At 60.6% G+C, this 18,680-nt stretch carries 19 protein-coding genes; 8 read left to right on the forward strand and 11 right to left on the reverse strand.

The genetic code is table 11. The features are described from left to right. Positions 1-87: 87 nt before the first annotated feature. Entirely contained in the window at positions 88-1,272 is a 1,185-nt protein-coding gene (locus tag ABAC402_RS25950) for an NAD(P)/FAD-dependent oxidoreductase (protein ID WP_031235280.1), read from the reverse strand. A 103-nt stretch (positions 1,273-1,375) separates the two neighbouring features. Between ABAC402_RS25950 and ABAC402_RS25955 the strand changes: the two genes are divergently transcribed. After that, the gene (locus tag ABAC402_RS25955; RefSeq protein WP_023448612.1) at positions 1,376-1,681 is read left to right on the forward strand and encodes an SCP2 sterol-binding domain-containing protein; all 306 of its coding nucleotides are present in this window, start codon (positions 1,376-1,378) and stop codon (positions 1,679-1,681) included. Between the two features lie 49 nt (positions 1,682-1,730). Here ABAC402_RS25955 and ABAC402_RS25960 read toward each other — a convergent pair whose 3' ends face one another. Together ABAC402_RS25960 and ABAC402_RS25965 are read right to left on the reverse strand one after the other, a co-directional pair. Then, complete coding sequence (locus ABAC402_RS25960; protein ID WP_023448613.1) at positions 1,731-2,417, reverse strand: MBL fold metallo-hydrolase; 687 nt, start codon at positions 2,415-2,417, stop codon at positions 1,731-1,733. A gap of 72 nt (positions 2,418-2,489) precedes the next feature. Beyond that, positions 2,490-4,127 carry an amino acid permease gene (locus ABAC402_RS25965; RefSeq protein WP_023448614.1) on the reverse strand — a complete coding sequence of 546 codons (1,638 nt, stop codon included), beginning with the start codon at positions 4,125-4,127 and terminating at the stop codon, positions 2,490-2,492. 167 nt (positions 4,128-4,294) lie between these two features. Here ABAC402_RS25965 and hrpB point away from each other — a divergent pair, with 167 nt between their 5' ends. Both hrpB and ABAC402_RS25975 read left to right on the forward strand, forming a co-directional pair. Beyond that, positions 4,295-6,754, forward strand: a complete 2,460-nt coding sequence (gene hrpB, locus ABAC402_RS25970) for an ATP-dependent helicase HrpB (protein ID WP_023448615.1) — start codon at positions 4,295-4,297, stop codon at positions 6,752-6,754. A 45-nt stretch (positions 6,755-6,799) separates the two neighbouring features. After that, positions 6,800-7,453 (forward strand): glutathione S-transferase family protein, encoded by a 654-nt coding sequence (locus ABAC402_RS25975; RefSeq protein ID WP_023448616.1) that lies wholly within the window; start codon positions 6,800-6,802, stop codon positions 7,451-7,453. Between the two features lie 131 nt (positions 7,454-7,584). Here the strand turns inward: ABAC402_RS25975 and ABAC402_RS40125 are convergent, their stop codons facing one another. The 3 genes from ABAC402_RS40125 to ABAC402_RS25985 form a co-directional block, all read right to left on the reverse strand. Beyond that, positions 7,585-7,746, reverse strand: a complete 162-nt coding sequence (locus tag ABAC402_RS40125) for a hypothetical protein (RefSeq protein WP_023448618.1) — start codon at positions 7,744-7,746, stop codon at positions 7,585-7,587. Between the two features lie 105 nt (positions 7,747-7,851). Further along, positions 7,852-8,643, reverse strand: a complete 792-nt coding sequence (locus tag ABAC402_RS25980; protein ID WP_023448619.1) for an RNA methyltransferase — start codon at positions 8,641-8,643, stop codon at positions 7,852-7,854. A 4-nt stretch (positions 8,644-8,647) separates the two neighbouring features. Next, on the reverse strand, positions 8,648-9,562 hold the full coding sequence (locus ABAC402_RS25985) for a class I SAM-dependent methyltransferase (RefSeq protein ID WP_023448620.1): 915 nt from the start codon (positions 9,560-9,562) through the stop codon (positions 8,648-8,650). Between the two features lie 133 nt (positions 9,563-9,695). On the opposite strand from ABAC402_RS25985, the gene ABAC402_RS25990 reads away from it, so the two are divergent. Genes ABAC402_RS25990 through ABAC402_RS26000 form a run of 3 tightly spaced genes read left to right on the forward strand, consistent with a single transcriptional unit; the run spans position 9,696 to position 12,288 of the window. Next, positions 9,696-10,532 (forward strand): ABC transporter substrate-binding protein, encoded by an 837-nt coding sequence (locus ABAC402_RS25990; RefSeq protein ID WP_023448621.1) that lies wholly within the window; start codon positions 9,696-9,698, stop codon positions 10,530-10,532. Next, positions 10,532-11,527 carry an iron ABC transporter permease gene (locus tag ABAC402_RS25995; protein ID WP_023448622.1) on the forward strand — a complete coding sequence of 332 codons (996 nt, stop codon included), beginning with the start codon at positions 10,532-10,534 and terminating at the stop codon, positions 11,525-11,527. Before ABAC402_RS25990 ends, ABAC402_RS25995 begins: the two co-directional genes overlap by 1 nt. Continuing rightward, positions 11,527-12,288: an ABC transporter ATP-binding protein gene (locus ABAC402_RS26000; RefSeq protein WP_023448623.1), complete on the forward strand. Its 762-nt coding sequence runs from the start codon at positions 11,527-11,529 to the stop codon at positions 12,286-12,288. The genes ABAC402_RS25995 and ABAC402_RS26000 overlap by 1 nt, the downstream gene beginning before the upstream one ends. 107 nt (positions 12,289-12,395) lie before the next feature. Here the strand turns inward: ABAC402_RS26000 and ABAC402_RS26005 are convergent, their stop codons facing one another. Then, entirely contained in the window at positions 12,396-14,723 is a 2,328-nt protein-coding gene (locus ABAC402_RS26005; protein ID WP_023448624.1) for a lytic transglycosylase domain-containing protein, read from the reverse strand. A gap of 230 nt (positions 14,724-14,953) precedes the next feature. On the opposite strand from ABAC402_RS26005, the gene dapA reads away from it, so the two are divergent. Together dapA and smpB are read left to right on the forward strand one after the other, a co-directional pair. Next, on the forward strand, positions 14,954-15,856 hold the full coding sequence (dapA, locus tag ABAC402_RS26010; RefSeq protein WP_023448625.1) for a 4-hydroxy-tetrahydrodipicolinate synthase: 903 nt from the start codon (positions 14,954-14,956) through the stop codon (positions 15,854-15,856). A gap of 39 nt (positions 15,857-15,895) precedes the next feature. After that, entirely contained in the window at positions 15,896-16,369 is a 474-nt protein-coding gene (gene smpB / locus ABAC402_RS26015; protein WP_023448626.1) for an SsrA-binding protein SmpB, read from the forward strand. A gap of 175 nt (positions 16,370-16,544) precedes the next feature. Here the strand turns inward: smpB and ABAC402_RS26020 are convergent, their stop codons facing one another. From ABAC402_RS26020 to ABAC402_RS26035, 4 genes are read right to left on the reverse strand one after another with little or no spacing between them, the layout of a single operon-like run. Further along, a complete protein-coding gene (locus ABAC402_RS26020) occupies positions 16,545-17,054 on the reverse strand; it encodes a hypothetical protein (RefSeq protein ID WP_155847327.1) in 510 nt (169 codons plus the stop codon). Further along, the gene (locus ABAC402_RS26025; RefSeq protein ID WP_023448628.1) at positions 17,051-17,674 is read right to left on the reverse strand and encodes a uracil-DNA glycosylase; all 624 of its coding nucleotides are present in this window, start codon (positions 17,672-17,674) and stop codon (positions 17,051-17,053) included. The genes ABAC402_RS26020 and ABAC402_RS26025 overlap by 4 nt, the downstream gene beginning before the upstream one ends. Further along, entirely contained in the window at positions 17,661-18,047 is a 387-nt protein-coding gene (locus ABAC402_RS26030) for a VOC family protein (protein WP_023448629.1), read from the reverse strand. Before ABAC402_RS26030 ends, ABAC402_RS26025 begins: the two co-directional genes overlap by 14 nt. Positions 18,048-18,065: 18 nt before the next feature. Continuing rightward, complete coding sequence (locus tag ABAC402_RS26035; RefSeq protein ID WP_023448630.1) at positions 18,066-18,650, reverse strand: NYN domain-containing protein; 585 nt, start codon at positions 18,648-18,650, stop codon at positions 18,066-18,068. Between the last annotated feature and the right edge of the window lie 30 nt (positions 18,651-18,680).

Below are 18,680 nucleotides of genomic sequence, written 5' to 3' on the forward strand. Positions count from 1 at the left end.
AGGAAGCTTGAGCACCGGGCATCAGGAATCGATTTGCATCGGCGTTGTATTTTCCTGGTGAATGATAGCTGTTTCGCCCGGTCGTGCCTAAACGACCTGCCCGGCGGCCCAGCCTGATGACCAGGCCCACTGGAAATTGTAGCCGCCCAGCCATCCGGTTACGTCGACACATTCACCAATAAAGTAAAGGCCAGGGACGAGCTTGCTTTCCATCGTCTGGGATGACAGGCCGTCGGTATCGATCCCGCCCAGAGTGACCTCGGCGGTGCGATAGCCTTCGGTGCCCATGGGGGTGAAGGTCCAGCGATTGATGGCGTCGGCCAGGGTCTGCATCTCCGACTTGTTCAGGTCTGCCATGCGCTTTTCGGCCGGCAGGGCAAAGATTTCCAGCCACTTTTCCGCAAGTCGTTTTGGTAGTATCTCACTGGCAATGGTCGTCAGCATCGCCTTGGGGCGGTCGCGCTTCTTCTCCATAAGGACGGCCATGGCGTCCTGGCCGGGCAACAGATCGACCGTCACCGGTTGGCCCAGGTCCCAGTAGCTCGAGATTTGCAACACCGACGGACCCGACAGGCCGCGATGGGTGAAGAGGAATCCGTCGCCAAACTTGGTCTTTCCGGCGGTCACCGCCGCTTCCAGTGACACGCCTGACAGTCCGCCGAGTACGGCCAGTTTTTCGTCGCCGAGCGTAAAGGGTACCAGGCCGGCGCGGGTGTCGATGATGCTGTGGCCGAACTGGCGCGCGATCTCGTAGGCCAGGCCGGTAGCGCCCATCTTGGGTATGGACAGGCCGCCCGTGGCGACGACGACCTTCGAGCAGGCGAGGGTGGTTCGCGACGTCTTGATCTCGAAGCCGTCCTCCGTCTGATGGACGCCGCTGATCTCGGTGTTCAGCCAAAGTTGGCCACCGGCCGATTCCAGGTCGTCCAGCAGCATGTTGATGATGTCCTGGGCGCCGTTTTCGCAGAACAACTGGCCTTCGGTCTTTTCATAGTAGGCAATACCGCGTTTGATGACGCGATCAAGGAAGTGCCAGGCGGTGAAGCGCTTCAGGGCCGAGATGCAGAAGCTGGGGTTTCGCGACAGGAAGTTTTTCGGTGTCGTTTTCAAGTGGGTGAAGTTGCACTTGCCGCCACCGGAGATGCGAATCTTCTCGGCGGGCTTTGCGGCGTGGTCCAGCACGACGACCTTGCGGCCGCGCCGGGCGGCCTCGATACCACACATCAGGCCGGCGGCGCCTGCGCCCAGGATGACAACATCGAACTGTTTCACTTGATCCTCCGGAATCACGGCCTGTTGACCTTGCGTCTATCTTGCCGTGAACGGAAATTTCGCTAAGGTCGCGCATCTGTAGACACTCAACAGGAGAAACGCTATGTCCGATCTCGAAACCATCACGCAAAAAATAACCGCCGCAGTCGGCGAGAACTCCGGCCTGGGCAAGGTCGTCAAGTTCGACTTCGGCGATATCGGCAAGATCCTGATTAATGCCGCCAACGTCCCGAACGTCGTCAGCAATGAAGACGGCCCGGCCGACACCACCATTCAGATCAGCATTGACGATCTCAAAGCCATGGCGGCCGGCTCCCTGGACCCCATGATGGCCTTTATGATGGGCAAGATGAAGATCCAGGGCGATATGTCTGTGGCGCAGAAACTGGCGCCGCTGCTCAAGGGCTGAGAGAAACGCGGAGGGGCCAGGAAAACGTGCTTTGGCCCCTCGCCTTATCTTACCCAGGCCCTTGCGTATTCGGCCCGGCCTTGCCGACAACTCGATCAGCGACGAAAGGATTACCCTGGCGTTCCTGGTGGAAACTCGACATCGGCCCGTGTCCCGGCACGAACCGAACATCGCCCAGCGGCCAAAGCTTGTGCGTGATCGAGTGGATCAGGTCGGCATGGTTTCCGCGCGGAAAGTCCGTCCGTCCGATCGAGCCGGCGAACAAAACGTCGCCGACCTGGGCAAACTGTGACGGCGCGTGATGGAAGACAACATGGCCCGGCGTGTGACCCGGACAATGGATAACGTCCCAGGTCGTCTCGCCCAAGGCCACGGTATCGCCGTCCTTTAACCAGCGGTCGGTCGTAAAGCTGCGCATATTGGCAATGCCGTAGCGCTGTCCCATGCTGGGGATGTTGTCGATCCAGAACTGATCGTCCTCATGTGGTCCTTCAATCGGAACCCCGGTCCGTTCCTTGAGTTCAGCCGCACCCCCTGCGTGGTCGGCGTGACCGTGCGTGATCCATATCTTCTCAACCGTCAGGCCGCGCGCGGTGATTTCCTCCAGGATCGGATCGAGGTCACCGCCCGGGTCGATGACAGCGGCCTTGTTCGTCTTCGTGCACCAGACAACGGTGCAATTCTGCTGCAAGGGCGTCACGGGGGCGATGAACAGGCGGATCGGCGGATTGGACATGGATATCTCGAAAACAAAAAAGGCTCGGGTCCGATATGAACCCGAGCCTTGCGCAGCACAAGTGCGATAGCGCTACTTAATGTCGTCGACGCCTTTGCCCATGGCTTCAGCCGGCGACGGCATGTCGGTATCTTCGGTAATATCGATGCCCTTGGCCAGCTTAGAATGCCAGAAGCCATAGCCGATATAGATAACCGCCCCAACGATGGCATAGCAGACCAGAATGGTCAGCGGCAGGGTATTGCCGCGCATGGCATGGTCGACCATCGGAGCAAAGTTCTGCCAGGCCAGGAACAGACAGGCGGCTATGCCCGCGACGGCGGTTGCGATACCGCCCGGCACCTTGAACGGACGCTCCATCTCCGGATGCTTGATCCGCAGATAGATGACCGACAGGCAGACGATCGAGAAGGCCACGGCGGTTCCCAGAGAGACCAGGTCACCCAGGAGGGAGATTGGCAGGAAAGAGGCTGCAATGGCGATCATGATGCCCAGGAGGATTGTACCGAGCCAGGGCGTGCGGAACTTGGTGTGTATCTTGGCGAACACGGCGGGCAGAAGACCGTCGCGCGCCATGGTATAAAAGATCCGGGTCTGGCCGAAACACAGAACCAGCATGACCGATGACAGGCCGGCGACCGCGCCGACCTTGATCAGCAGGCTGATGGCGTTCATCTGGCCGCTTTCGACGTAGGGCCACGGGAAGTTGGCCCAGGTTAGCGCCATGCGGTCGATGGCAACTGCTATCGGGGCCGGGCTGGCCAGTTCCAGGTAGGGAACGACGCCGGTCATGACCGCGGCCACGGCCATATAGATGGCCGTACAAATGAACAGCGCGCCCAGGATGCCGACCGGAACGTCTTTCGAAGGATTCTTGGCTTCGGCCGCTGCTGTGGAAACCGCCTCAAACCCAACATAGGCGAAGAAGATGATGGCTGCGCCGCGGAAAATACCACTGACGCCAAATTCGCCCGGATTACCCGTCGGTTCCGGAATGAACGGCACCCAATTGGCCGGATTGATATAGCCGACTCCAACGGCAATGAAGGTCAAAAGGACGATGATCTTGAGGACGACGATGGCGTTGTTGACGTTGGCCGACTCGCTGACACCAAGGACGAGCAGACAGGTCACCAGGCCGATGCCAATGGCGGCGATCAGGTTGAATGTGCCGCTCAAGGACATGGTTGTATGCCCGGCCTTGTCGGCGACGGCCTGAACCAGCGGAGTCGCCCATTGGGTTGCCTGATGATCGCCTCCGGCGCCAAGGGTTGGGAGATGCACCCCGAAATCACCCAGCAGGCTGACGACATAGCCTGACCAGCCGACAGCGACGGTCGAAGCGGCGATGCCATATTCCAGCACCAGCAGCCAGCCCATAATCCAGGCGGCGACCTCACCGAGCGTTCCGTAGGCATAGGTATAGGCCGAGCCCGACACCGGCATGGTCGACGCCAGTTCGGCGTAGCAAAGGCCGGCGAGCGCACAGGCGATACCAGCCGCGATGAAGGAGAGCATGATGGCCGGACCGGCATTAGCAGAGGCCACCTGGCCCGTCAGGACGAAAATCCCTGCCCCGATTATGGCGCCGACGCCTAGTGACATCAGATTGATCGGACCCAGGGACCGCTTCAGCGGACTTTTTGCCGCCTCGGCCTGGATTTTTGCAATCGACTTCTTAAGTACAAGCCGATCAAGGAAATTGGCCATAGGCCCCTCGCAAATGTTTATGTGTGCCCCGCGTCGGCTGTTACCGCCGCGTTTGCGGTCGCTTAACCGCATCAAACCGTAACGCTATCGTCATAAAGTCCCTTTGGCAACGGCATATCGCAAAGGGAAGAATTTGCGTCTCTGCCGTCTTCTGCTAGGTGAGCGGAATGCTGCCCGTCGAAGAAATATTTCCGCCGCTCAAGGCCTTCCTTCGCGACAGCGTTACGGCGGTGATCATTGCACCACCAGGTGCCGGCAAGACCACAGGCGTACCCCTGGCGCTGCTGGACGAGCCTTGGCTGGCAGGGCAATCCATTGTTCTGCTTGAACCGCGCAGGCTGGCGGCCCGGGCGGCGGCGGCACGCATGGCGGAGACCCTGGGCGAACCGGTCGGCCAAACCGTCGGCTTCAGGGTCCGGGGCGAATCAAAGATGAGCGCCAGGACCCGCATCGAAGTGGTTACCGAGGGCATTTTCTCGCGCCGGATCCTCGACGACCCCGGTCTCGACGGTGTGGGTTGTGTGATCTTCGACGAGTTCCACGAACGCAGCCTGGATGCCGATCTCGGCCTGGCTTTTGCCCGTGACAGCCAGGCCGTATTGCGCGACGATCTGCGCTTGCTGATCATGTCGGCGACCCTGGACGGCGAGCGTATCCTGAACCTGTTGCCGGATGCGCGCAGTTTCCAGTCTTTGGGGCGCAGCTTTCCGGTCACCACCCACTATCTCGGCCGCGACCAGACCAAGCCGTTGGAAGCCGATATCGCCCGGCACGTGGCACGCCTCAGCCAAAAGTTGAAACCTGACACCGCAGAAACCCTGCTGGTCTTCTTGCCGGGCCAGGGGGAAATCCACCGCGTCGCCCGCTTTATCGAGGAAACCGGGGTAGCGCCTGAGATCGAAATTCACAAGCTGTTCGGGGCTATGGACTTCCGCGATCAGGCGCACGTGTTGGGGCGTAATGTGGCCGGCCATCCCAAGATCGTCCTGGCAACCGCCATTGCCGAAACCTCGCTGACTCTGGATCGGGTGAGTATGGTTGTCGACTGCGGCTTGTCGCGGCTGGGAAGATTCGATCCGGCGCGGGGCGTGACGCGATTTGTCACCGAACGGGTGTCGAAGGCCTCGGCCGATCAGCGCCGCGGCCGGGCCGGCCGGACCCAGGCTGGGGACGCCTACCGGCTTTGGGACCAAGAGCAGGACCGGTCGCTAATCCCTTTCGCTAACCCGGAAATCCTCGAAACCGATCTGTCGCAGCTGGCTCTGTCGCTGCGGCTGTGGGGGGCCAAATCGACCGAGCGACTGACCCTAATGGATCATCCGCCAAAGCCCGCAATGACTGAGGCGGTCAGGTTGTTGCAGGCTCTCGGCGCATTAGACGGGCAGGGCGAAATCACTGCCCACGGCCGCAGGATGGCGCAATTGCCTATGGCGCCACGCCTGGCCAATATGCTGCTGAAAGCCGCCGAGAACGGTGCTGCCGAGACGGGTGCTCATCTGGCCGCGTTACTCTCGGAGAGCGGTCTGGGGGGCAAGGCGACCGATCTCGATTTGCGATTGGAGGGGCTGTCGCGCGACAAGACCCCTAAGGTGGTCCAGGCACGGCAACTGGCTCAGGGATGGGCGCGTCAGGCTCAGGCCCTGATCACGGCAAAACAATCGTTTATGCAGCATATCTCACACAAGCTCTTAGCTGAGGCGTTTCCGGAACGTATCGCCAAAGCGCGTGGAAAGCCGGGGGAGTTCGTCATGGCCAATGGCCGCGGCGTCTATGTCGATGAAACGGACGTTCTGGCGCGCCAGACCTATCTGGCCGTCGGCGACCTGGGCGGCGGCAAAGACCGCGACCGCATCCTCCTGGGGGCCGGCCTCACCGAAGCGGATATACTGAGCCTGTTCGGCGATCGGCTGGAACGCGCCACGGTGCTCGACAAGAGCAACGGCCGATTCCGTGCCTTCGATCAGACCCGCTTGGGCGCGGTGGTGCTGTCGTCGAAACCTCTCGATAAGGTACCGGTACACCTATTGCTTCATGCGGAATCTGAGGAAATCCAGGCCAAGGGTTTGAAAGCGCTTAACCTGTCTGAAACGTCGCAGGCTTTTCGGGCACGTGTGGCCTTCATGCGCGGACAGGACGAGACGTGGCCAGACCTGTCTGACGAGGCGCTTCTGACAGGACTGGAAACGTGGCTGGGGCCCTATACCGCCGGCAAGTCTATGCTTTCGCTTTCGAACCAGCAGACCTATGAGGCGCTGAGGGCGATGTTGACCCATGACCAACAGCGTGGTTTGGAAAAACTTGCGCCGGAAACGCTCCGCATGCCTACGGGTTCGAACATGCGTATCGATTACAACGCCGAGAGCGGCCCCCGGGTGGAAGTTCGGGTTCAGGAGCTGTATGGCACTACCGTCCATCCGACCGTTGGTCCTAACCGGACGCCGCTCACCCTGGCCCTGCTCTCGCCAGCGCACCGCCCGATTCAGATCACCAAGGACCTGCCGGCCTTCTGGAATGGCTCTTGGAGCGAGGTCCGCAGTGATATGAAAGGGCGGTATCCACGCCACGTTTGGCCGGAGAATCCGCGTGAAGCCGACCCGACAACCCGGGCTAAACCGCGCGGCACCTGAACCGTTTCAGGGGAATCGCGTATACAGAGAGAAACAGGAGCCGCCATGATCACCGTTCACCACCTCGATAATTCGCGTTCACAACGAGTCCTGTGGCTGCTGGAAGAATTGAGCCTGCCGTATGAGATCAAGTTCTACAAGCGCAACGCGCAGATGATGGCGCCGCCGGAACTGAAGGCCATACATCCTTTGGGCAAGTCGCCGGTGATCAGCGACCGGGTCGGCACGATTGCAGAGAGTGGGGCGATTATTGAATATCTGGTCGCTACCTATGGCGCCCGGCTGGCGCCGAGGATCGGTACGCCCGAGCACATGCGCTATACCTACTGGATGTACGCTGCCGAAGGTAGCTTCATGACGCCGCTATTGCTAAAGCTGGTGACCATGCAGATGCGCAAGCGGACGCCATTTTTCCTCCGCCCGATCGCGTCGGGCATCGCCAAGGCCATCGAGCGACAATTGGTGACGCCGAACCTCGCAGCCCATGTTGAGTTGTGGGAAGGCACTCTGGCATCGTCGCCATGGTTTGCCGGCGATAGCTTTAGCGCTGCCGACATAATGATGAGCTTCCCCCTGGAGGCAGCGACCAGTCGGGGTGGCGTCGACCGGCCACACATCAAGGCCTGGTTGAAGACCATCCATGCGCGGCCGGCCTATCAACGAGCACTGGAACGCGGCGGTGCCTACGACTATGCATAAAGTCAGCGCCTCTGGACGAAGTCATCGCTGCCCCTGTCGTCGATAATGATGCAGCCGGACAGACTTGCCGCCAGGAGGGCGGCGGCGAACAGGCGAATGGCAATGGTTTTCATGATGAAAGTCCTTTTTGGTTAGAAGCTGCCGGTTTCGGCCGGCTTTTCGTCTTTCGTCGGAGCGTCGTGGTGGAAGTCGTCATCCCTGCCGTCGACAACGATCAGGCAGCCCGACAGGCAGGCGGCCAGCGCGACGACGCAGCTGAGTTTGACGAAGAGTGCTGCGGACTTGATGTGCATGAGGAGCCCCTTTGGTGATAAGTCTCATATGTCGTGACGCTAAGGTTTCATCGATGAACCGGGAATGAACCGATTTCACCTTAATTCTTTTTAATATTCCGAGGTTTACAGGGCTGCCGCGGCGTAGATCATGATTCCGGTGGCCACAGACAGGTTCAGGCTGTCGGCGCGGCCCTTCATTGGGATCTTGACGTGGGTGTCGCAGGTGGCCGCAATGTCGGGGGTTAGGCCCGACTGCTCTGTGCCCATCAGGATCAGGGTCGGGCGGCGGTAGTCAGCCGTGCGGTGATTGTGGGTAGCGCTAAGCAGGGTGCCGACGACCGAACCGGTCCAGCGGACGCGATCGGCCAGGAATTCCTCGCGCGTGCACTTAATGACGGGCAGGGCGAAGACCGATCCCATAGTAGCGCGAACGGTTTCGACGCTGAATGGATCGACGCAGTCGCCGATCAGGATGACGCCGCCGATCCCAGCCGCGTCAGCTGTGCGGATGATGGTGCCCAGATTGCCCGGGTCGCGGACCTGTTCCAGGGCAACCCAGACATCATTGCCGGCGGGATCGATATCAGCCAGGGTTTTGGCCTGTTGCGTGAAGACCGCGACCACCATCTGGGGATTGTCCCTACGCGAAATTTTTTCGAGAATTTCGTGGGTTACTTCCAGAACCTCACCCTGGGCCGCAAGGGTTTCGCGAATAGCGCGGTCCAGCATCGGATGGCGGTCGTCGGACTTGCCGAACACCAGGATGAGCGGCGCAAATCCCTGATCGAGAGCGTCGATGATGATCTTGAGGCCTTCAGCCAGGAATCGGCCGGTGGCATCGCGTTCCTTGCGCATATGCAGGGCGCGGATGTCCTTGACCGTCTGGTTGGTCAGCGAGGTGATCTGCTTGATCATGCTGTCAGCCCTGCCAGCGCGCAAAGAAGCTGAGGCCGATTTCGCGAGGCGCCACCGGCGATGGTTTCACGCCCTTAGGCGGCTTCGTGTCTTCGCACAGAGTCAGTTCGCCGAAGTCGACTTGACCGCCGCGCGTGCCGACGGCCTGCGCAACGAGGTGCGCCAGAGCCGGGCCGGATACGCGGGCGGCATAGGCGTTGAGCAACAGGAAGGCGGCATCGTCGCTAAGGAGTTGGGCGCACAGATCGACCATTTCCGGCAGGTCTTCGAACAGGCGCCAGACTTCGCCAGTCGGACCGCGGCCATATTTCGGCGGATCGAGGATTATGCCTTCGTATTTGGAACCGCGCTTGACTTCACGCTGGACGTATTTGCGTGCATCTTCGCAGATCCAGCGTATCGGCGCCTCGGTCAGGCCCGACAAGGCGGCGTTATCGCGAGCCCAGGCGATGGCTTTTTTCGAAGCGTCGACATGCGTGACCTTGGCGCCGGCAGACGCCGCAACCAGGCTGGCCACACCGGTGTATCCGAACAGGTTCAATACCCGCATGCCCGGGCGAGCAGCGATGGCCCGCTTTTGCCACGCCCAGTTGGCGGCCTGTTCCGGGAAGAAGGCGAGGTGGCGGAAATTGGTGAAGCGGCCATTGAACCTGACATCGCCCCAGCCCAACGCCCAGTGCTCAGCCGGTTTGCGTGAAAAGGTCCAGCGGCCCTCGTCTTCGTCCACCGCCGGATCGAAGGCGGCATCGGCGCGCTCCCACAGATCCGGATGTTTCGGCACCCACCAACATTGCGGTTCCGGGCGAACGACCAGATAGTCGCCATATCGTTCCAGCTTGCGGCCATGGCCGGAATCGACCAGGGCATAGTCGCTCCAGGCTTCGGTCCGCAAAAGGCTTGGCGTATCGGAAATGATCATGGCTTCGCCATACGGCCAAGGCCGCGCCGTCGCAAGCGGTTAAGCACAGAAAAAGCCTTGTTCGGAGTGTTCGCCTTCGCGAAGAATCCTTGTACACGCGTTGCGGGGACTTTCAGGAGCGGCAAAACCAGTCATGCGGGTTCGGTGGGCACAGTATTTCCTGACCTGGGTGGCTATCGTCATGGGGATCAGCGCCGGCGCTGCCCACGCCAGTTTGAGCCAGGCAAGCTCAAGGCCGCCGAAAATCGTATCCCTGGACGGTTGCGCCGACCAGTATGTCCTCGGGCTGGTACCGCAGGCGGATATCGCCGCCGTGTCCGATCGCGCAACCCTTCCGGAATCTTTTTTTCGCGATCGCGTCGGCACCATACGTCGGGTAAAGCCCTATCTGGAAACAATTCTGTCCCTGCAACCGGATATCGTGGTTCGCACGTGGGGCGGCGATCTGCGCCTGTTGCAACGGCTCCAACATCACGGCATAAAGATTGTAACAATCAATGATGTATCGAGTTACGATCAGGCGCGCGATGAGCTTTATCGCGTCGGCGACGCCGTCGGCCAGCCGGCCAGTGCCCGCATCGAGGCCCGTCGTTTTGAGGAAACGCTTGACAATATCCAGAACATTGGTCGCGGCCGGACGGTACTGTACTATACGCCAGGCGGCTACAGCGCCGGCCCAGACACCATGATCGGCGACATGCTGACGCGTCTGGGCTTCCGCATGGAAACCCAAACCAAGGGATTTTACTTTCTCTCCCCTGAGATTATGCTGACCAAAAAGCCGGATGTTTTTGCGCTGGCCTTTTTTGATGATTCCGTCGCCATGCGCCGCGTTCCAGGCCGCAGCCCGATCGTTCGGCGGATCATCTCTGCCAGGCCTAATCTGATCCTGCCGTCCCGGGCCGTAGCCTGCGGCGGCTGGTTCACCGCGTATGACATCGAAAGCCTGTCGCTGCAGGGGTTCCGTTGATGCTTGTTTCGACCTCCGCGCTCAATATCGGACTTGCCATCACCACAGCCGTTCTCGTCATCGCATTGATGTTGCTGGGCGATGTTCCCTTAAGCCTGCATGCGTGGGGCGATGCCCTGGTGCGTCCAGGATCGGTCGGCGCCGAGGTGGTGTGGGGGATCCGCCTGCCGCGCAACCTGACCGCCGTCGGAGTCGGCGCCATGCTGGGCATGAGTGGTGCCCTGATGCAGGGTCTGCTCCGCAATCCGCTGGCCGAGCCTGGTTTGTTGGGGGTTTCAGCCGGGGCAGGTCTGGCGGCCTCAATCGCCATCGTGCTCGGGCTGGGTTTGATACCCTTCGTCGTCGAGGGCTTCGCCATGATCGGCGCTACCGCAATCGCCGTTTTGCTGTTGCTGTTCGTGCAGCGTTTCCCGCAACGCCAGGCGCTGATCTTGCTGGGGGTTGGCCTGTCGGCCCTGTGCGGCGCGCTTATGGCGCTGGTGTTCAATCTGTCACCATCGCCGGTGACTACAGCCGAAATCCTCAGTTGGTCGATGGGCAGCGTCCAGAACCGCAGTTGGTTCGATGTTCTCCTGACCGTGTTCGGCTTGGTGGTGGTCGGGGCACTCAGCCTTCACTTGGGCCGCGGCCTGCGTTTCCTGACCCTGGGTGAAGAAACGGCGCGCTCCATGGGTATCGATATGACACGGCTGACTCAGGCAATTGTATTCGGAAGTTCGCTGCTGGCCGGCCTGGCCGTCGCCGTCGCCGGGGTAATCGGTTTTGTCGGCCTGGCGTCGCCACATCTGGTCCGAGCCCTGGGGATAAAGGATCCGTACCGACTGATCTGGCCGTCGACCCTGGCCGGGGGGTTGATGGTGCTGATTGCTGACGGCTGCGTTCGGCTTATCCCGGCCTCGGGGGAATTGCGACTGGGGGTGCTGACCTCGCTGATCGGTGCACCTCTGTTTGCCATTCTGGCCTATCGGTCGGCCCGTTCATGGATGCAGGACTGATGGCCACGCTCGATCTTAGCGATGTCAGCGTGATCCTGGGCGGCGACACGGTCGTCCAGTCGGTCACCGCCCGTCTGGAACCGGGCAAGCTCTATGTCCTTGTCGGCCCCAACGGCGCCGGCAAGACGACCCTTTTGAAGGCGATGGCGTCGCTTCTGCGGCTGAATGCGGGGCGGGTCAGACTGAACGATGAGGATGTCGTGACGATGCCGCCGATGCGCCGCGCGGCTCATATGGCCTATCTGCCGCAGGAACGCACCATTGCCTGGGATTTGCCCAGCGTCGATGTGGCAGCCCTGGGCTGCCCCCACCTGACGCCCGAACTGGCGCGCCAGAAGGCGTTTGCCGAGCTTCAGGCGCTGGGCTTGCAGGAGGTTAGCGATCGCGGTGTCTTCGGTCTGTCAGGCGGTCAGAGAGCGCGCGTGCTTCTGGCGCGTGTTCTGGTGTCGTCGGCGGACATCTATCTGCTCGACGAACCTTTGATCGCGCTGGACCCGGCGTGGCAGCGCCATGTACTGATCCGTCTGCGCGAGCGGGCAGCCGAGGGCAGGACGGTCGTCCTCAGCCTCCATGACCTGCATTTGGCGGCACAGTTTGCTGACGAAGTGATGCTGATGCATCGAGGTCAGCTGGTGAAGATGGCGGGTCCAGAAATTATATTCTCAGCCAAGCACTTGTCCGAAGCATTCAATCTAAAAGGTGAGCTTAGTATTGTCGATGGGCAGCGGATGTTGCGGTTGGAAAGCCTGCCACTGCTGTAGAAAAACTTGGTCCACGGATTACATAGAATGGACAGATTTCTTCTGCCGTGCGCTGCAGAGCAAAGCCTCCAAATCTGGGTAACCTGTGCAATCTGCGGATACCCTTTCTAGTTTTGCTTCTTCTTTTTCGTCGTGGCCTTCTTTTTGGTGCCGGTCTTGGTCGAAGCGCTCTTCTTTTTGGAGGGCTTAGCGGCGACAGGCTTGGGGTCGGCTATCGGCTTCATGGCAGCGACACCGCCTGCCGCAATGGCCGCCGCCGTGGCCACGCCCTGGCCATTTTGAAGCTCACCATAGGCGATGGGCCCAGTTGGCATATCACTGAACTCTTCCGGATCGAACGCCCCTATCGGGGCTGGCGTGCCGCGCGTCAGGTCGGCTTGAGCCGTAAGAGGCGCGCGGCCGCCGTTGAGCCTGGCGCGATAAACGCGAGTGTTTTCCGTGACTCGCATCATATAGTTGCGGGTTTCACTGAACGGGTGGCATTCAATAAAGCTGAGCGCATCGGCTGACTCCCCACGCGGATCGCCGCAATTGCCGATCCAGGTGCCCATGCGACTGGGGCCGGCATTGTAACCGACGGCCGCCAGGATGTAGGAGCCATTGAACATGTCGACCAGTTCACCGAGGTGATAGGACCCAAGCGTCATATTGTATTCTGGCTCATACAACTTGGATTCGGTGTAGCCCAGCGACAGGCGGCGCGACACGGCGCGTGCCGTCGACGGGATCAGTTGCATCATGCCGCGGGCATTGGCGTGCGAACGCACGGACGGATCGAAGCCGCTTTCCTGGCGCGCGATGGCCAAAACAAAGGCTTTCTCCGCCGAGGATGGATTGCCCGGGATGGTGCGTAAGGGATAGGCGCGCTCGGGCAGGTAGAAGCCGCGCTGCATAGACTGGCGCGCGACCTTCATAGTGTTGATCGGCGTGTCGTACATGGATGACATGTCGACCAGCAGGGCCTGTTCCTCGGCATTGGGCAGGGTGGTGCCGATGTGCAAGGAGAGCATCCGGAAAAGATCGATTTCCCCCATGCCGCCCAGGATGCGTGCCGCCTGGACCTGTTCACGTCCGTTAAAGCGGTCGCGATCGGCCTGGCTGGGTATCGGATCCTTACCCAGGACGATCTCCTTGATTCCGGCTTTTTCCGCTGCCATCTGACCGTAGAAGGCATAGATGTACTGACCGCCCTTGGCGTAATAGGTTTGGGCGGTGGAGGTGTCGTTCTTCGACGCGTCGTTGCGCGCTTCATAGGCGCGGCCGAGCCAGTAGTTGGCGCGGCCCATGGTTATCGGCGATGTGCCGGCGGTGGCAAGGGCATGGAAGTGGCGCAGGGCCGCCTCCTTGTCATTGAGCTTGACCAGAGCCATCCAGCCGGCGAAGAACTCGGCCTCGGCCATGCTTTCGCCTGGTGCAAACCCACCACCGTTCATGGCGTCGTAGGCGGCGCGGTAGTTGCGCTCCTTCAGAGCCGTTTTGAAATAGGTCAGGCGCAGATCGTACATCTGCTTGGCGGCTTCTGGGCTTATCGAGGCCGGCGGCAGGTTGGGCAGGATGCCGTAACCGAGCGATTCCAGGTCGCGGCCGGCCAGGTATTTGGCGCGAGCGAAGGCCAGCACCTGGTTGGCGGGGTCGCCGGCCAGGGCAGTCTGGTAAAGGGTGTCGCTGCCGGCGGCGCCGGTACGCATGGCAATGACGGCCTGACCGATGTTGCGTTGATGCTGGTCGAGATGGGGATACAGGTCGCGAATAGACTGTGACGAGGCGCTCTGGCTGTTCAGCGCCAGGCAGGCCAGGCGTGCGATGTGATCTGCCAGATCCAGATAGCGTCCGAAGGCCTGGTAGAAGTTGGCCTGGGCTCCGGAGTCGAAGACCTTGGTCGTCCACCAGGTCTTGGCCAGCGTCTGGGCCTCAACCGTGCGTCCCAGCAGGCCATAGGCTGTGATCAGGGCAGAAGCGCCTTCGACGGTTTGCGGCGGCGAGCCGTTGAACCAGTCGACAGTCTGCTGGGGCGTCATGCCCGAAAGGCCGATCATCCTTTCGGCTGCAGTCTGGCGCTTGCCTTCACGCGGCCAGCCCCACAGGTCGCGGCGGGCTGCGTCCAGGGCGGCAAAGCTAAAGATGCCCTGCCCGTCGTTGTTAAGAATGTGCCAGGTGACCAGTTTGCGCGCCGCCGGATGGCTAATGGTACGGCCAAGGCTGTCGGCCTGGGCGTAGTTGCGGGTGCGGACGTACTGCAGCGCTGAGGCCAGGGCCTGGCGGTCCGAATCGGACAGATTGCCGCCAGCATAGGCTTGAGGTGGCTGAGTCGCAGTGGCTGGCGCGGTCAACGGCATACCCTGGGTGCTCATTGGCGCAGCAGCCTCCGGGTCGTCCTGGGCGGCCACCGGTTGTAGCAAGGCCAGGCTAACCGCACAGACGCCACAAATCAGCATGGTTTTTCGCGTAAAACCAGCGTACGGGCGCAAAAAGCGGGACATGGGGCGGCGTTGGAGCGTCGTCATCAAATCATCCAAAAGCGAGCGATAGAGCGAGACTATAGGCCATAGTTTCTTTTTATAAAGACCATTGCAGCGCAAGCCCGGCTTATCTATGGCTATTTTCCCGATAAACTTTCGTGTGCTGGGCCAAAAGCCACACTTCGCCCGCGTACAGGTGCCTTTCTATGACCGATTCTGCTCTTCGTCCTGCCTTTTCGGGCGTGATCACCGCCCTGGTGACGCCGTTCAAAAACGGAGACGTCGATTATCCCGCTTTCGCAGCGCACATTGAGCGCCAGATGTCCGCTGGTGTACATGGCCTCGTGCCGGTCGGAACGACAGGCGAGACCTCGACCCTGACGGTCGAGGAGCATAAGCAGGTGGTCAGGTTCTGCGTCGAAAAGGCCGCCGGCCGGGTCAAGGTGATCGCCGGCGCCGGATCGAACAACACCTCCGAAGCCATCGAACTGGCGCAGCATGCCAAGGCCGTCGGTGCCGATGCCGTGCTGGTGGTCGCGCCTTACTACAACAAGCCGTCGCAGGAAGGTTTGTTCCAGCATTTCAAGGCAATAAACGATTCGGTTCAGATTCCGGTTTTGTTGTACAACGTGCCCGGCCGCACCGTCGTCGACATGAGCAATGACACGGTCATCCGGTTGGCGAAGCTGCCCAATATCGTGGGCATCAAGGACGCCACCGGCGACCTGGAACGAATCAGCCAGATGCGGATCGAGATCGACAGCAACTTCTCCTATATATCGGGGGATGATCCGACCCTGTTGGGCTATATGGCGCACGGCGGGCATGGCGTGATTTCGGTGACGTCGAACGTGGCGCCGGAAGCCATGGTCGCGCTGTACACCGCGGCTCAGCAAGGGGCTTTTGACGCAGCGCGGCAGTGGCAGGACAAACTGATCAAGTTACACAAGGTGCTGTTCGCCGATTCGTCGCCATCGCCGACCAAGTACGCCTTGAGCCGCCTGGGCGTATGCAGCGACGAGGTGCGTTTACCGATCACGTCGTGCAGCGCGGCGGTACGCCCGATGGTCGATGAGGCGATGACGCGGGCGGGGCTGGAACTGGCCTGACCTTGACCTTTCCCGGGTCGGTCGCCACATGGAACCGTAATGGCAGAAGAACAGAACAACTATAAGGTCATCGCCGATAACCGTCGGGCGCGCTTCGATTATTTCCTCGAAAGCCCGATTGAGGCCGGCCTGATGCTGACCGGTACCGAGGTCAAGTCGCTGCGCCTTGGGCGAGCGAATATCGCCGAATCCTATGTCAGCGTCGAAAAGAACGATGAACTGTTCCTGATCAATGCCGACTTCCCGATCTATACCCAGGCCAATCGCTTCAACCACGAGCCGCGCCGGCATCGCAAACTGCTGCTGCACCGCAAGGAAATCGTGCGGTTGATCAACGCGATTCAGCGAGAGGGCATGACGTTGATCGCCACCAAGCTGTATTTCAACGACAAGGGCCGGGTGAAGCTCGAAGTTTGCACGGCCAAGGGCAAGAAGAACCACGACAAGCGCGAGGCTTCAGCCGAGCGCGACTGGAACCGCGACAAGGCCAGGCTGTTGCGGGATAAGGGGTAGCCCTATAGCGCAATCCGATAAAGTGTGCAGCACGTTTCGGATAAATTGCGCCGCAAAACAAAAACTTAGAGCGATATGGCGATTCTACCAAAAGCCATCCCGCCCTAGAAGGGCCTTAGTGGGCCCGTGACAGGAAACGATTTTGAAGATCGTGGAGGAGCAGCCTGGACTCCTGTCATTCCGATGCGCGGGAGTGGGAAACGAGGTGACAATCTGCCTCTGCTATCCCTGCCTCCACGCCGAGAGATTGATAGAGAAGGCGAGCTTCCAACCACAAGGCTGTGGCCGCGATGTCATCCCGCATGAGAGCCAGGCAACGTAAGGTGTTCGCCAGGCCAAGAGGATCGTCAAGTTGACGATAAAGGCGCTCAGCTTCGCGCAACCTGATTTCGCCTTCGGTCGTCTGCCCGAGCTCGCGCAGGATATCGCCTCGATGTCGCAGGCAATAGGCTCGACCGCCCTTGTCGCCTTCTAAAGTGTAGGCCGCCTCAGCACGAGTATAGTCTGTCACGGCCCCAGGGTTGTCGCCGCTACGGCGCTTAGACCTGGCTGATTCCGCAAGTTTTTTCCCTGACGACACCATGCTTTGATAATCGGTCGGGCTGCCTCGGTCGTCAAGATGTCGGATTGTCCATCGGGATAGCGGTGCCGGCGCCGGATAGTGAATCAATTCGATGGCGGTCACGCATAGGTCCGAGCTTGCGCAAATATTGTAGCGAACATGGTCGGTGTCAGACGGCCGGTGTTCAGGTTCAGCCGGGAACAGTGAAAGCTGCTGATGACGGTGACGTCGCCGAAAACGGCAGTCGAACCGTGGCCTCCGGTCATGGCCGAGGCGGGTTTTCCCAGGGCTTTCAGCAGGTTGCGACGGGCGACGTCCCCCAGGGTGACAATGACTTTCAGGCGCGGCATGTTTTTTATGATCGCTGTCAAGTACGGGCGGCAGGTCGTTTCTTCGCTTGGTAGAGGTCGGTTGCCCGGAGGGGCGCAGAGGACCGCGTTAGTGATCAGGCAGTCGTGTAATTTGATGTCGTCGCGGCCGTCCTCCCGGTAGGTGCCGCTGGCCAATCCGGTCGCAATCAGGGTTTGAAACAGCATGCGGCCGGCCGCATCGCCGGTGAAGACCCGGCCGGTCCGATTAGCACCCGTGCGGCCGGGAGCCAGGCCGACGATCAACAGGCGGCCGTTGCGATCGCCGAATGGCGGCGCTGGCGCATTATGCCAGCTGGGTTCGGTTAAACGGTTGCTGTCCCGGTAGTCGACAAGCCGCGGGCACAGACGGCAGTCGCAATCAGGGTTCGACATGCTGGCTGAGCGAAAGCAGGTTGCCAAACGGGTCCTTGAACCAGGCGACCTTGTCGCCATGCGCCGTGAGCCATCGGCCCGCTTCGTCCTGGTCATCGCCGAGGCGGCCATAGCGTTCGAAAACCACGCCGCGTCCGGTCAGGTCGGCGACCTGGGTCTCAATCTCCATTACCTCCCAGCCGAAGACAGTATAGCTCACCGGTGTAACTTCAGGAGGAACGCTCAGCCGCAGCATGATCTGGCCTGAGCGCATCACAATGGCAAAGCCGTCTTTGCGCACGAATTCCAGCCCCAGGACGCCTTCGCAGAACGCACGGGCTTGCCCGAAGTCCGCGACGGCGATGTGTCCGATAGGGCCGGCGTAACGGAGCATGGCTTAGTCTCCTGAAGATCAGGCCTCGTCAAAATCCTCGGCCGCGACGAACTTGGGCGAGTTTTGATGAACCTGACGCGGCCGACCGACAACCGAGGCCAGATCGGCCAGGTCGACGAAGGTGTCAGCCTGACGGCGCAGTTCGTCCGAGGTCATCGGCGGTTGCGACTTGACGGTCGAGACGACGGTGACACGGCAACCCTTGCGCTGAACGGCTTCGATCAGGCGGCGGAAGTCGCCGTCACCTGAGAACAGCACCAGATGGTCGGCATTGCCGGCCATTTCCATCATGTCGCAGGCGATTTCGATGTCCATGTCGCCGCGCCAGCGCTTGCGGCCTTGGCTGTCGACATATTCCTTGGCCGTCTTGGTGACCAGGGCAAAGCCATTGTAATCGAGCCAGTCCACCAATGGCCGAATGGGCGAATAGTCGTCGCCTTCGACGAGGGCGGTATAATAGTAAGCGCGGATCAAGACGCCGCGCTTGCGAAACTCGTCGAGAAGCTTGCGGTAATCGATATCAAAGTTCAGCGCCTTGGCGGCCGAATAAAGGTTGGCGCCGTCGATAAAAAGCGCGATCTTGTCGGTAGGATAAAAGCTCATTTTAAATACTCTCTCAAAATAAGCGGTGAA

Origin of the sequence: Asticcacaulis sp. AC402 (genome assembly GCF_000495835.1) — a bacterium.
In the GTDB taxonomy this organism is placed as follows: Bacteria; Pseudomonadota; Alphaproteobacteria; order Caulobacterales; family Caulobacteraceae; genus Asticcacaulis.

What these genes read in the sequence shown, in the direction of transcription:
- ABAC402_RS25955 (WP_023448612.1), top strand. Translation starts at nt 1,376, where the DNA reads ATGTCCGATCTCGAAACCATCACGCAAAAAATAACCGCCGCAGTCGGC.
- ABAC402_RS25960 (WP_023448613.1), bottom strand. Translation starts at nt 2,417, where the DNA reads ATGTCCAATCCGCCGATCCGCCTGTTCATCGCCCCCGTGACGCCCTTG.
- ABAC402_RS25965 (WP_023448614.1), bottom strand. Translation starts at nt 4,127, where the DNA reads ATGGCCAATTTCCTTGATCGGCTTGTACTTAAGAAGTCGATTGCAAAA.
- hrpB (WP_023448615.1), top strand. Translation starts at nt 4,295, where the DNA reads ATGCTGCCCGTCGAAGAAATATTTCCGCCGCTCAAGGCCTTCCTTCGC.
- ABAC402_RS25975 (WP_023448616.1), top strand. Translation starts at nt 6,800, where the DNA reads ATGATCACCGTTCACCACCTCGATAATTCGCGTTCACAACGAGTCCTG.
- ABAC402_RS40125 (WP_023448618.1), bottom strand. Translation starts at nt 7,746, where the DNA reads ATGCACATCAAGTCCGCAGCACTCTTCGTCAAACTCAGCTGCGTCGTC.
- ABAC402_RS25980 (WP_023448619.1), bottom strand. Translation starts at nt 8,643, where the DNA reads ATGATCAAGCAGATCACCTCGCTGACCAACCAGACGGTCAAGGACATC.
- ABAC402_RS25985 (WP_023448620.1), bottom strand. Translation starts at nt 9,562, where the DNA reads ATGATCATTTCCGATACGCCAAGCCTTTTGCGGACCGAAGCCTGGAGC.
- ABAC402_RS25990 (WP_023448621.1), top strand. Translation starts at nt 9,696, where the DNA reads ATGCGGGTTCGGTGGGCACAGTATTTCCTGACCTGGGTGGCTATCGTC.
- ABAC402_RS25995 (WP_023448622.1), top strand. Translation starts at nt 10,532, where the DNA reads ATGCTTGTTTCGACCTCCGCGCTCAATATCGGACTTGCCATCACCACA.
- ABAC402_RS26000 (WP_023448623.1), top strand. Translation starts at nt 11,527, where the DNA reads ATGGCCACGCTCGATCTTAGCGATGTCAGCGTGATCCTGGGCGGCGAC.
- ABAC402_RS26005 (WP_023448624.1), bottom strand. Translation starts at nt 14,723, where the DNA reads ATGCTGATTTGTGGCGTCTGTGCGGTTAGCCTGGCCTTGCTACAACCG.
- dapA (WP_023448625.1), top strand. Translation starts at nt 14,954, where the DNA reads ATGACCGATTCTGCTCTTCGTCCTGCCTTTTCGGGCGTGATCACCGCC.
- smpB (WP_023448626.1), top strand. Translation starts at nt 15,896, where the DNA reads ATGGCAGAAGAACAGAACAACTATAAGGTCATCGCCGATAACCGTCGG.
- ABAC402_RS26025 (WP_023448628.1), bottom strand. Translation starts at nt 17,674, where the DNA reads ATGTCGAACCCTGATTGCGACTGCCGTCTGTGCCCGCGGCTTGTCGAC.
- ABAC402_RS26030 (WP_023448629.1), bottom strand. Translation starts at nt 18,047, where the DNA reads ATGCTCCGTTACGCCGGCCCTATCGGACACATCGCCGTCGCGGACTTC.
- ABAC402_RS26035 (WP_023448630.1), bottom strand. Translation starts at nt 18,650, where the DNA reads ATGAGCTTTTATCCTACCGACAAGATCGCGCTTTTTATCGACGGCGCC.